At 41.6% G+C, this 12880-nt stretch carries 12 protein-coding genes and 1 tRNA gene; 11 read left to right on the top strand and 2 right to left on the bottom strand.

Annotated features, from left to right (window positions below; all coding sequences use genetic code 11):
- The first annotated feature begins 8 nt into the window (after positions 1–8).
- Genes Q0791_RS02140 through Q0791_RS02130 form a run of 3 tightly spaced genes read left to right on the top strand, consistent with a single transcriptional unit; the run spans position 9 to position 2207 of the window.
- Positions 9–479, top strand: coding sequence for a copper chaperone PCu(A)C (locus Q0791_RS02140; protein WP_299002293.1), 471 nt, complete (start codon positions 9–11; stop codon positions 477–479).
- Between the two features lie 16 nt (positions 480–495).
- Complete coding sequence (locus Q0791_RS02135; RefSeq protein ID WP_299002431.1) at positions 496–1467, top strand: DUF2333 family protein; 972 nt, start codon at positions 496–498, stop codon at positions 1465–1467.
- Positions 1468–1469: 2 nt separating this feature from the next.
- Positions 1470–2207: a TIGR04219 family outer membrane beta-barrel protein gene (locus Q0791_RS02130; protein WP_299002292.1), complete on the top strand. Its 738-nt coding sequence runs from the start codon at positions 1470–1472 to the stop codon at positions 2205–2207.
- Positions 2208–2293: 86 nt separating this feature from the next.
- Here the strand turns inward: Q0791_RS02130 and tolC are convergent, their stop codons facing one another.
- Positions 2294–3628, bottom strand: a complete 1335-nt coding sequence (tolC, locus tag Q0791_RS02125; protein ID WP_299002291.1) for an outer membrane channel protein TolC — start codon at positions 3626–3628, stop codon at positions 2294–2296.
- Positions 3629–3895: 267 nt separating this feature from the next.
- Here tolC and Q0791_RS02120 point away from each other — a divergent pair, with 267 nt between their 5' ends.
- The 7 genes from Q0791_RS02120 (at position 3896) to parC (ending at position 11889) form a co-directional block, all read left to right on the top strand.
- Positions 3896–4540 carry an NUDIX domain-containing protein gene (locus tag Q0791_RS02120; protein ID WP_299002290.1) on the top strand — a complete coding sequence of 215 codons (645 nt, stop codon included), beginning with the start codon at positions 3896–3898 and terminating at the stop codon, positions 4538–4540.
- On the top strand, positions 4527–5000 hold the full coding sequence (locus tag Q0791_RS02115; protein WP_299002289.1) for a DUF1249 domain-containing protein: 474 nt from the start codon (positions 4527–4529) through the stop codon (positions 4998–5000). Before Q0791_RS02120 ends, Q0791_RS02115 begins: the two co-directional genes overlap by 14 nt.
- A 21-nt stretch (positions 5001–5021) precedes the next feature.
- Positions 5022–5861 carry a 3',5'-cyclic-AMP phosphodiesterase gene (gene cpdA, locus Q0791_RS02110; RefSeq protein ID WP_299002288.1) on the top strand — a complete coding sequence of 280 codons (840 nt, stop codon included), beginning with the start codon at positions 5022–5024 and terminating at the stop codon, positions 5859–5861.
- 67 nt (positions 5862–5928) lie between these two features.
- Positions 5929–6507 carry a YqiA/YcfP family alpha/beta fold hydrolase gene (locus tag Q0791_RS02105; protein ID WP_299002287.1) on the top strand — a complete coding sequence of 193 codons (579 nt, stop codon included), beginning with the start codon at positions 5929–5931 and terminating at the stop codon, positions 6505–6507.
- A 47-nt stretch (positions 6508–6554) separates the two neighbouring features.
- A complete protein-coding gene (parE, locus tag Q0791_RS02100; protein ID WP_299002286.1) occupies positions 6555–8441 on the top strand; it encodes a DNA topoisomerase IV subunit B in 1887 nt (628 codons plus the stop codon).
- A gap of 55 nt (positions 8442–8496) precedes the next feature.
- The gene (locus Q0791_RS02095; RefSeq protein ID WP_299002284.1) at positions 8497–9621 is read left to right on the top strand and encodes a PQQ-dependent sugar dehydrogenase; all 1125 of its coding nucleotides are present in this window, start codon (positions 8497–8499) and stop codon (positions 9619–9621) included.
- Positions 9622–11889: a DNA topoisomerase IV subunit A gene (gene parC, locus Q0791_RS02090; protein WP_299002283.1), complete on the top strand. Its 2268-nt coding sequence runs from the start codon at positions 9622–9624 to the stop codon at positions 11887–11889.
- Positions 11890–11968: 79 nt separating this feature from the next.
- Here parC and Q0791_RS02085 read toward each other — a convergent pair whose 3' ends face one another.
- Positions 11969–12103, bottom strand: a complete 135-nt coding sequence (locus Q0791_RS02085) for a DUF3149 domain-containing protein (RefSeq protein ID WP_298773229.1) — start codon at positions 12101–12103, stop codon at positions 11969–11971.
- A 354-nt stretch (positions 12104–12457) separates the two neighbouring features.
- Between Q0791_RS02085 and Q0791_RS02080 the strand changes: the two genes are divergently transcribed.
- A tRNA-Leu gene (locus Q0791_RS02080) sits at positions 12458–12542 on the top strand.
- Positions 12543–12880: the final 338 nt, after the last annotated feature.

The raw sequence follows: 12880 nt of genomic DNA, 5'->3' as shown, positions 1-12880 counted from the left end.
AAGTTTAAATGGAGTTTAAGACATTGAAGCCAATATTCAAACACTTGTTTAATTTCCTTGTTCTGTTTAGTGTATCTTTTTCAGCTTTGGCAAAAGTTGAATTGTTAACAGGATATGTAAGAGCCATGCCGTCGAGCGTTCCCAATTCGGCAGCGTATTTGAGCTTAGGCAATAGCGGGAAGGCGATGGATTTAGTCTCAGTTCGAACTGATGTTGCAAAAGAGGCTCAATTACATCGCTTGATCGAAGACAATGGCATGATAAAAATGCGACAAGCTGATAAGTTTATTTTGCCGAGCAAGGGGAAGTTGACATTATCAGAAACAGGAAATCATATCATGCTTATAGGGCTTAATCGCACTTTAGATGTGGGTGATACTGTCGATTTAGTTTTATTGTTTGATAATGGTGAAACATTGCCAGTGAGTTTACCTGTAAAAAAACAACAGAGTGCATCCGCTGCACATTCTCACCATTAACGGGAGTGTTATTTTGATGAAATTGACTTGGAAGAAACTCATAGCCTTAGTGAGTGGCTTAATTATTCTTGGTTATTTTGTAAGTGTTTGGTGGAGCATAGAGCCTTCGGTGCTTGAGCCGAGAACTTATACCACGGCGAGTGAACGCAAAATTGTTGGCTATACCACCACATCATCACTCATTATGACAATGGATACCTTATTGAATAAATCGGGAGGCTGGTTATCCAATGATGTGATGCCGCCTTCTGTTTTCATGGATAATATGCCTGCATTTGAATTTGGTGCCTTAGAGCAAGCACGTGATTTAGCTTTGGTGATGCGCAAAGAATTTAGTCGTTCTCAATCTCAATCAACCGCCGATAAAGACTTATTAGCGGCGCAAGCAAAATTAAATATTGAACATACAAGTTGGTTAGTTCCAAGTGCTGAGGGTGAATATAAACAATCAGTGAAATTGTTAAAGCTTTATCGCGCCAGATTAGCCGATCCAAACTCTCCCAATGCACAATTTTTCGCTCGTGCCGATAATTTGAATGAATGGCTAAAAGAGGTGCAAAAACGTTTAGGTAATTTATCTCAGCGTTTATCAGCCAGTGTCGGCCAAGAAAGATTAAATACTGATTTAGCGGGAGATTTAAGCGCGAAGCAGTCTACACCCAATGCCAGTATCGATAGGGTGAAAACCAGTTGGTGGAAAATTGATGACGTTTTTTATGAAACGAGAGGGGCGAGCTGGGCTTTACTCAATTTTATGAAAGCAGTGGAAATCGATTTTGCGGATGTTCTAGAGAAGAAAAATGCAAGAGTCAGTTTACGGCAAATCATTCGTGAATTAGAAGAAACACAGCAAACGGTTTGGAGCCCAATTGTGCTCAATGGGTCAGGCTTTGGTTTGATGGCCAATCATTCCTTAGTGATGGCTAATTATATTTCTCGTGCCAATGCGGCCGTTATTGATCTTACTAACTTATTAACTCAAGGTTAACTATGAAAAAAACGTTATTAGCGTGTGCATTATTCAGTAGTTTTGTTGTTTCAGGGGTTCAAGCATCGACTTTGCTTGGTTTTAAAGCTGGCGCAGATTACTGGAGAGCTGATACAAGTGGTACGTTAGGCAGTAATGGAAGTTCACAACAAGGGTTTAATTATAGTGACGGCTCTCAAGGCAGTATTTGGTTTGCCTTTGAGCATCCCGTGCCTTTTATCCCTAATGTAAAAATTCGTGAAAATCGTCTTGTGAATGATGGCAGTACGTCAGCTGCGAGCTTTACCTTTAATGGTGTCAATTACTCTGGTGCGGCAAACACGCGAACGGATCTGAGTAACACAGATTTTATTTTTTATTATGAGCTGTTGGACAATGATATCGTTGCATTGGATGTAGGGGCTGCCTATAAAAAGATGCATGGTTCTATTAAAGTCAGTGATACTAGCGCAAACACTACAACGAATGTCAATAGTGGCATTGTGATGGGTTATGTGGATGCAACGGCAAGCGTGCCAGGCATGGGATTATATGGTTTTACTAATATCATGGTTGGTGCCAATGAATCCAATGTGTATGATTATTCATTGGGTTTAGGCTGGAAAATTGATGGGTTAGCATTGGATTATAATGTGCGTGTGGGTTATCGCGAATTGATGTTTGATGTAAATGATTTTTCCGATGTGACGACCGATCTCAAATCCAGTGGTTACTTTGCGGGTGTTGAAGTGGTTTTTTAATGGAGCTTGTTTATTCATAGTAACAAGTTTATTCACAGGAAAAAAACCGCGAAGATCGCGGTTTTTTTGTAAATATAAATAATGTCTTATTGTGTTTCAGTGTCTTTAGGCGGTGTAGTTAATCCACGGTTGATTAAAGCAAGATCGTTTTCATTTAAGGTGCCAGCGGCTTGTTTAAGCGCCAGTACTGAATTAATGTAGTTGTAACGGGCTGTGGACAATTCACTCTTAGAGCTATAGAGCGTACTGGTGCTATTGAGCACATCAACAATAGTACGGGTGCCCACTTCAAATCCGGCTTGCGTGGCTTCTAATGCACTTTGTGATGAAATGACCGATTGTTCATAAGCGCGAATAGAGCTGATAGCAGCGTTGACATTATTAAAGTAGCTACGAACATTTTGTACTACACTGCGATGGGTTTCTTCCAGTACTTCACTGGCATTAACATAGTCATATTGCGCTTGTTTGACTTGCGAGGTGACGCTCATGCCAGAGTAAATCGGAATGCTTAAAGTGACGGCTGCTGTGGAAGTATTATAATGGCTGGGGTAGCTCGATATATTATCGGTATATGTATTTGTTTCTAAACTTAAATTTAGTGTAGGTAAGTGACCTGATTTATAGAAGCTAATAGTCTCTTCGGCAATCTCTTTGCCGATTTTATCGGACAATAAGCTTAAGCTGTTCTCTTCTGAGGTTTTGACCCAGTCTTTAACGTTAGTGGGAGAGACCGCCGTGGCGGAAAAGCGACTGGTATCGAGAATATCGATACTGTCATAATCCACGCCCGTAATCGCTGTTAGTGACTCATAGTTATTGATTAAAGTGTTTTTGGCGGTGATCTCAGTGGCGGTGGCTAAATCAAATTGCGCCTGAGCAGAATGCACATCGGTAATGGCGGATAAGCCCACGGCGAAACGTTGTTTGGTTTGCGCCAATTGGCGCTCATAGGCGCGTCTTTCCGCCCCTTGAAACTCATAATCGTCTTGGGCGCTTAACACATTAAAATAGGCGGTGCTGACGCGAATAATTAAGTCTTGCAGCGCGGCGGCGTAAGTGGCATCCGCTTGAGAAGCGGTTTTTTCCGCTATGGTCAAGGTTGACCATAAGCTGTTATCGTACAGGGTTTGCGATAAAGATAAGGTGGCATAATTAGTATTGCCATCTGTACTATATTCTGCGTTTAGATCATCTTTTGTTTCTGATACTGTGATACTACCGCTTAAAGTGGGCAGTAAATCCGCACGAGATTGGGCGATTTGTTCGTATAAGGAGTTACGTTGAGCTTTTGCTTGTAAGGTTGCTGGATCGTTCGTTAATGCTTGCTCATAAATTTGTAAAAGGTCGGTCGCCTGAACAGTATTGGCTGATGCTGCAAGGGATAAAGCGATGCAGAGAGAACGGAGCTTAAATTTCATTTTATGTCCTTGTTAGGAAAAACGCTTCCAGAGGAAAGGCTATGTGTAGCCATGCGTTAATTAGAGTTAGACGATTGCGTTTCCCGACGCTTCTCAAGTTAATGTCAAATTAACGGGTGTTTAGATTCTAAAAAAAATCCACTTTCTAAGTCAACTAGCAAGTGTAACAGTTTTTTTCAAAATAACTAATTTTTCTATTCTTTCTATCTAGTTAGAATAACAATTGTAGGTGAGTAATCATTCTAATTGAGTTTGAGGATGCAGAATATGACATTAAATGAAACCTTTACTTTGAAAGATGTCAAATTGATGAATAAAAAAGTCAATTACCACGGTTTTTTTCATGTTGATGAGTTGACCTTTAAGCATAAACTTTTCTCTGGTGGATGGAGCGCCGAGGTAAAGCGAGAAGTGTTTGAAAGGGGTGATGCTGTCGCTGTGCTGGCTTATGATCCACAAAGTGATCAAGTAATATTAGTGGAACAAATCAGAGTGCCTATTTTATCGCGCATTCACTCAAAGCATGAACAATCACCTTGGTTATTAGAGCTGGCTGCTGGTATGGTAGAGCCCAATGAAACGCCAGAGGAAGTGGCGAGACGCGAATTATTGGAAGAAACAGGCCTTGAGGCGATACAGCTTAATAAAATTACTCATTTTTATCCCAGCCCTGGAGGATGCAGTGAGCGGATTGATCTTTATTTGGCTTGGGTTGATGCAACGAAAGCGAAAGGGATACACGGGCTGGCCAGTGAGCATGAAGATATACGTGTTCATGTGATGAGTCGAATTAATGCGTATAATAAAGTGGTATCAGGTGAAATTGTCAGTGCACCAACGATGATAGGTTTGCAGTGGCTAATGATGAATTATAGTGCGTTAGAGGTCGTAGTGAAAAGTGACACAATCTAGATTTGCAAAGAAAACAAAATATCAACCTAACATAAGTCGCTTTCTTGCTTTGTGTGGGCGAAATTATATCAATATTTTACGTTGGTTACCGACAACTTCACCGAAAGGCCATCAATGGCAGGTTGTGGGAGAGTTTGGTCGTTTAAATGTGCATATATTAGAAGATACGCCTTATACTCAAGTCATTAAAATTTCTCGTGATCTTGATTTAAAAAAGTCTTCTGAGACACGTCATAGACAAGTTGGAAGCGTTAATTTATTACCCACACCTTATGTTTCTGTGCGCATTTTTCATGATGCTCAATTAGCAGAAGTGTTAACTAGTCAACAGATTTCTCAATTACGTCCAGTGTATGATTACCCTAATGTTGAAATGCATCATGAAGATGAAAAGTACCGTGTTAATGCTTTTCTAGAAGAATTATTGAAAATAGGCGGATTAGTGAAAACCGTCTGTTAATCATCAGCTAGGTAATCAATTGTGTTGAAAGAGGCGATCTCTTATTCCGTTGCAAACAGTCAAGCAGTGAGATTGGTACAGATCACCGATCCTCATTTATTTGCCGATCCTGATGCGCAATTACTGGGTGTGAATACCGCCCAAAGTTTAAAGGCAGTGCTCGATACTCTTCTTGCGACCGCTTATCCTGCCGATTTAATGTTAGTGACGGGGGATATCAGTCAAGATTATAGCGATAAATCTTATCATAACTTCATTCAAGCGATTAAGCCTGTGGGATTGCCATGTCATTACTTACCGGGTAATCATGATGATTTACGCTTAATGAATTTACACATGCAAGGTGAGAAGATCTATGGCCATAAATGTATTGATATTGGTCATTGGCAAATTTTAATGCTCAATTCCACGATAAAAGGATCCCCAGGAGGGGAGATGTCTGAATTCGAGTGTGAATTTATTGAGCAAGCGATAGAAGCTGCACCCAATAAGCACGTGTTGCTGGCTATGCACCATAATCCGATTTTGGTGGGGTGCTTATGGCTTGATAATCATTGGATGAAAAATGGCGATGCGTTTTTAGCCCGTGTATCACGCTTTCCTCAAGTCAAAGGCTTGCTGTGGGGCCATGTTCATCAAACCATAGAAGAAACATATAGCGGCCAATTTGGTAACATAAAGTTAATGGCTACCCCTTCCACTTGTATTCAATTTAAGCCTAAATCAGATTATTTTGCTTTAGATGCGCTCCAGCCGGGTTATCGTTTGCTGGATCTCCATGCAGATGGTAGCATTCTTACTAATGTGTATCGTGTGCCAGGTGAGTATTTTTCACCTGACAAGGACGCTGGCGGTTATTAGTCTTTTTCGCATTATTCAAACTAGGATGAAATGAGAAAAGGCGAATCTAACCGCAGCATGGGGATGTATGCTGCTCTATATTCATGGTTTTAATAGTTCGCCGTTATCCGATAAAGCTGTGATAACGGCGCAATTTATGGCCCAAAATTATCCTGATATGACATTTTGTCAGCCTCAGCTGCCCAGTGATATTCAAGAAGCAATGGCATTGCTTGAGAGTATTGTTGAAAACGCTAAAAAAGAAGGGCAAAAATTACACTATATTGGCTCGTCATTAGGCGGCTATTTCGCGAGTTATTTGGCTGAACATCATGGTGGAAAAGCGGTATTGATTAATCCCGCAGTGGAGCCTGATGTGCTTTTGGATGACTTAATCGGCGAGCAATATAATCCTTATACGGATGAAACATATCGAATAAAGCCTGAGCATAAAGCTCAGCTTATCGCCTATAATACACCTGTTATTTTGCACCCCGATCGCTTTTTAGTATTGTTACAAACCGGTGATGAAGTGCTGGATTATAAGCTTGCGGTAAAAAAATATCACTGTTGCCAACTGCTTATTCAGCCAGGTGGGGATCATAGTTTTACCGAATATGCTCAGCAGTTAACATCTATTTGTGACTTTTTGCAGTTAGACCATTAAACTTTAGGGGCAATCAAGCCCTCATATTATAAGAATTTAAGTTTGCCATGACGAATCAATATACCTCTGATGCCATTGAAGTGCTCAATGGACTGGAACCTGTAAAACGCCGGCCCGGCATGTATACCGATACCACTCGCCCGAATCATTTAGGTCAAGAAGTGATCGATAACAGCGTGGATGAAGCACTTGCCGGTCATGCCAGTAAAATCGAGGTTATTTTACACAAAGATAATTCCCTTGAAGTGATTGATGATGGTCGAGGCATGCCTGTGGATATTCACCCAGAGGAAGGTATTCCTGGGGTTGAATTGATCTTGACTAAGTTACATGCGGGTGGAAAGTTCTCCAATAAGAATTATCAATTTTCGGGTGGGCTTCACGGCGTTGGGATTTCCGTTGTTAATGCGCTATCGAGTCGAGTTGAAATTACGGTCAGACGAAATGCTCAAGTCCATGAAATGGCGTTTGAGCACGGCGATAAAGTGGAGTCATTAACCGTAACAGGCACTTGCGGACGGCGTAATACGGGCACTCGCGTGCATTTTTGGCCCGATTCGAGTTATTTCGATTCAGACAATTTTTCCATTTCTAAATTAGTCTATTTATTGCGAGCTAAAGCAGTACTTTGTCCGGGCTTAAGAATAAAGTTTGTCAATAAGCAAACCAATGAAACCCAAGAATGGTGTTTTGAAAGTGGCTTAGAAGATTATCTGAAAGCTACGGTAAAGGGAGCGTTAATGCTACCACAAGCCCCTTTTATTGGCAGTTTTAAAGGTAATTTAGAAGCGGCAGATTGGGCGATTACTTGGTTGCCTGAGGGGGGAGATTATCTTAACGAAAGTTATGTTAACTTAATTCCAACCGTGTTAGGCGGAACCCATGTTAATGGCTTTAGACAAGGCTTGTTAGAGTCTATGCGGGAATTTTGTGAGTTTCGTAATCTTATTCCTCGTGGTTTAAAGTTGAGCCCTGAAGATATATGGGATCGCAGCTCTTTTATTCTATCGGTAAAAATACAAGATCCGCAATTTGCAGGCCAAACCAAAGAAAAACTGTCTAGCCGACAATGTGCCGTCTTTGTATCCGGAGTGGTTAGAGATGCCTTTAGTCTGTGGCTAAATACCCATACTGAGCAAGCGTTAGCTCTGGCTGATATGTGTATTAATCACGCTTTGAAACGGTTAAAAGCCGCTAAAAAAGTGGCCCGCAAAAAAGTCACCTCGGGACCGGCTTTGCCTGGAAAACTGACTGATTGCAGTGGTCAAGATCCGATGAAAAGTGAGTTATTTTTAGTGGAGGGTGATTCGGCGGGAGGCAGTGCGAAACAAGCTCGAGATCGTGAATTTCAAGCGATTATGCCGCTAAGAGGAAAGATCCTGAATACGTGGGAAGTGGATGCCTCTCAAGTATTAGGATCCAGTGAAGTGCATGATATTTCAGTGGCGATTGGATGCGATCCTGATAGCGATAATATTTCAGAATTACGTTACGGTAAAATTTGTATTTTAGCGGATGCAGACTCCGATGGTTTACACATTGCAACTTTGCTTTGCGCCTTGTTTTTAAAGCATTACCGTATTTTGGTTGAGCAAGGGCATGTTTATGTGGCTATGCCGCCTCTGTTTAGAATTGATATTGGCAAAGAGGTGTTTTATGCACTGGATGAAGCCGAAAAAGAAGGCATACTTGACAGATTGGTTGCTGAAAAACGTAAAGGAAAAGTGCAAGTGACGCGCTTTAAAGGATTGGGTGAAATGAATCCTTTACAATTGAGAGAAACGACCATGGATCCCAATACTCGTCGTTTAGTGCAGCTGACTATTGATGATGCTGAAGATACCATGGCTTTGATGGATATGTTACTTGCTAAAAAACGTTCTAATGATCGTAAAGCCTGGCTTGAAACGAAAGGTGATTTAGCGCAACTCTAATGTTTTAATTTCTGGCCTCATGAAGGGTTAAGGGAATAATCTAAAGGTAATAAGCATGATACGTATTCATAAAAAACAATGGCTTGGATTATGGTTGTTCATCGTTTTTATATGGAGTTTGCAGTCTCATGCTGTTGACTTATCTAAGATTAAAGTGGCTGATGGTTTTGCGCTTAGCTTATATGCTTCTAATTTAGGGGATGCAAAACAATTAGCCATAGGTGACAAAGGCACCTTATTTGTTGGTACGGGAAAAAGTGGGCTGATCCACGCGTTGGTTGATACGAATGGCAATGGCCGAGTCAATAAACGCTACGTGGTGGCCCATGGATTGAACACGCCGGAAGCGATTGCTTTTTATCAGGGTGATTTGTTTGTGGCGAGTGAGAAGAAAATTTTACGTTATCGCGATATTGAAAATAATCTCAGGCGGCGGATTAGGCCCGAAGAGGTTTATAACAAACTTCCCGCGGAAGTAATAAAGAGTCGCCGAGCGATGCAATTTGGCCCTGATGGGTATTTATATATTAGCTTAGGTGTAGATTGTAATGTTTGTGAGGCCAAGCCGCCGTTAGGTCAGTTATTAGCAATTAATATTGATACTGGCGACAGTGAAGTGATTGCTAGAGGGATTCGACGAGTTACAGGGTTTGATTGGTCTAAAGAGCGTAAATTGTGGTTTGCTGATTTAGGGCGAAACTGGTTAGGTGATAATTTACCTGCAGATGAAATTAATCGAGTGGATCAAGTGGGGGCACATTATGGTTTTCCTTACTTTCATGGCAAGTCCCTGCTAGAACCTGCTTTTACTAAGCCTAAAGGTTTGAAAGTCACAGAGCCTGTGTATGAATTGCCGGCGCACGTGGGGCCGATGGGGTTGCATTTTTATCGCGGACATCAATTTCCGAGTCAGTATCAAAACCAACTCTTTGTTGCTGAAAATGGCTCTTGGAATCGTTCAAGTAAAGTGGGCTATCAGGTCATGTTATTGACGCTTGAGTCTCAACGAGTGATTAAGCGCAAAACCATAGTGAGCTTTTTAGACAGTGAGTTTCCAATAGCTCAACCCTATTCTTTAATCACAGCACCCGACGGTGCTTTGTTTATTTCTGATGATTTTAAAGGTCGAGTTTATCGACTCTTTTATAAAAACAATCATCAAGTACAGGATATTTTATAGATGAGTGATGCAATAGATTTAAGTCTTGATGGGGTAGAGCAGATGCCGCTGCGCCGCTTTACCGAAGAGGCTTATCTGAATTATTCGATGTATGTGATTATGGATCGCGCATTACCCCATATTGGTGACGGATTAAAGCCAGTACAGCGCCGCATTATTTATGCAATGAGCGAATTAGGGATCACTGCGCAATCTAAGCATAAAAAGTCAGCCCGTACTGTGGGTGATGTGTTAGGTAAGTATCATCCTCACGGCGATAGTGCGTGTTATGAGGCCATGGTATTAATGGCCCAACCTTTTTCCTATCGTTATCCGCTTGTGGATGGGCAAGGTAACTGGGGGGCACCGGATGATCCTAAATCTTTTGCCGCCATGCGTTATACCGAAGCTAGGCTGTCAAAATGTGCTGAAGTCTTACTTGGAGAGTTAGGCCAAGGTACGGTTGATTGGGGTGTCAACTTTGACGGTACCCTGAAAGAGCCTCTAGTGTTACCGGCTCGTTTGCCTCATATTTTAATGAATGGCATTACGGGTATTGCGGTGGGCATGGCGACGGATATACCGCCGCATAATGTTAACGAGTTAGTGTCTGCCTGTGTGGAATTACTGGATAACCCTAAGGCCGAGTTAGAACGCTTGATGGAGTGTTTACCTGGACCTGATTATCCCACAGATGCGGAAATCATCACGCCTGTTGCCGACATAAAAAAAATGTATGAAATAGGAAAAGGCTCTATTAAGCAAAGAGCAGTCTATCGCATAGAGTCCGGTGAAGTGGTGATAACAGCTTTGCCCCATCAAGTGAGTGGTGCCAAATTATTAGAACAAATTGCTGGGCAAATGCAGGCAAAAAAATTACCTATGGTGTCGGATTTACGTGATGAGTCGGATCATGAAAATCCAGTACGCATAGTGATTGTTCCTCGCTCTAATCGTGTCGATTGTGAGCAATTAATGGCGCATTTGTTTGCGACAACGGATCTGCAAAAAAGCTATCGAGTTAATTTAAATATTTTAGGATTAAATGGCCGTCCACAGGTTAAGGGGTTAAAACAGATCTTAACCGAGTGGCTGGAGTACCGTTTTAATACCGTCAAACGTCGATTAGAGTATAGATTGGATAAAGTCTTAGCCCGACTGCATATTCTCGATGCATTGATGATTGCTTTTTTAAATATTGATGAAGTCATTGATATTATTCGTCATCATGATGATCCTAAAACTGAACTTATGAGTCGTTTTGCGCTCAGTGAGCTGCAAGCTAATGCCATTTTAGACTTAAAATTACGTCATTTAGCAAAGTTAGAAGAAGTTAAAATCAAGACCGAACAGAGTGAACTTGAGGCTGAGCGCGATAAGTTACAGCTCACGTTGAGCTCAGATCGCCGCATGAAAACCTTGATTAAGAAAGAACTGCAAAAAGATGCACAGGCTTATGGAGATGAAAGGCGTTCGCCATTAGTGGTGCGGGCTGAAACCAAAGCGCTCACTGAACAAGAATTGATCCCAGTTGAAGCGGTGACAGTCGTGTTATCTGAAAAGGGTTGGATACGTTGTGCCAAAGGACATGATGTTGATGGTAATACTTTGTCCTATAAAGCAGGTGATAGCTTCTTAGGCTCTGCGGCGGGGCGCAGTAATCAGGCCTGTGTGGTTATTGATTCAGGTGGTCGTGCTTTTACGACAGACACTCACACTTTACCTTCAGCACGCTCACAGGGTGAGCCTATTACTAAGCGCTTCAATTTGGCGCCAGGTATGAGTGCGCAACATGTGCTTCTCAGTGATGATGAGCAATGCTACTTGCTGGCCAGTGATGCGGGCTATGGTTTTATCGCCAGTTATAAGGATATGATTTCAAGAAATAAAGCGGGTAAAGCTTTACTCACTTTGCCAAGTAACGCTAAGGTATTAGCGCCTCAAAAAGTCAGTATCGAACGCAATGAGTCTATTCTGGCCATTACGAATGAAGGGCGTATGTTGCTCTTTGGTCTCGACGCTTTACCTCAATTGTCTAAAGGTAAGGGGAATAAGATTATCGGCATTCCCACTGAGCGGGCGAAAAATCGAGAAGAATTACTGATCCATTTGCAGCTTGTGCCTGTGGATACGCCTGTCACCTTGTGGGCGGGTAAACGCAAACTCACTTTAAAACCCAGTGATTTAGAGCATTACCGTGGTGAGAGGGGACGGCGAGGGGCCAAGTTGCCTCGAGGTTTACAAAGAGTGGATCATGTTATGTTAGGAGATGATACTACCTCGATATAAACTTATAGCATGTTAATGATTTAGCCCTTACTTTTGAGTAAGGGCTTTTTTGTTGAGTAAGGGCTTTTTTCTGCGGGTTTTACTTTTCTGGCTCTGCCGATTTTTTAACGAACATCCACAGAATATAGCTCACAATACCAATGGTGCTAAAAATGACAATCATAGACAGTAAGCCGATGGCGTTGCCAAACATGAGATCAAGCCAAAATGCCATTATTAAATCCTTTTTCTTTATTCTTCTTTAGTGTGAACAATATAACGTTGCTGATAGTCTGAACCATTGATCTGGATCAATCAGCTTAGCCTCAACAGAGTTGAGCCAATAAAATCAATACATTTTGTTAACATGCTCACATTTTTTCGATCAAGGTGATGCAAAGGAGGCGGAATAAAGAAGGCGAAATTTAGGATTTAAAAAGTCTGCAAGCGGGCTTCTGAGTGAATTTCGCGCGGTCAGTGAGAAACTTCAAGTAAAGTGCTTGCCATCGTGCCGAGCATGAGTATAATTCTCTGCAACTTAACGAGTCAAAGTGTTCAAACGCTTTTGTTAAGTCACAGTATTAATGAAGCCGGTGTGGTGGAATTGGTAGACACGTCGGATTCAAAATCCGATTTCTTCGGAAGTGACGGTTCAAGTCCGTCCACCGGTACCATTAATACTCATTTCAACTTTTTAACGTTGAAAGCTAACAAGCCGACATCAAGTCGGTTTTTTTGTGTCAAAAATAAGCCTATTATCACTGACACTTTGAACTCCCCCTCTTTATCTTCCTTTGCTGCCCATTTTATATTTGTCCGCTCTACCAGGTGGGAATTAGCCTCTAAAGACAGGATTAGGTGCGGCAATTGTTACCTCCATTGATGGCTTACTTATATGGCACAGAGGGGATGTGTGTTGTGGCTGCCAAATGACAAAATGACAAAATGACAAAATGACAAAATGACAAAATGACAAAATGACAAAATGACAAAATGACAAAATGACAAAATG

The organism is uncultured Shewanella sp., from assembly GCF_947495455.1.
In the GTDB taxonomy this organism is placed as follows: domain Bacteria; phylum Pseudomonadota; class Gammaproteobacteria; order Enterobacterales; family Shewanellaceae; genus Shewanella.
Note: the sequence above shows the minus strand (reverse complement) of the source record. Positions and strands in the feature narration are given on the sequence as shown.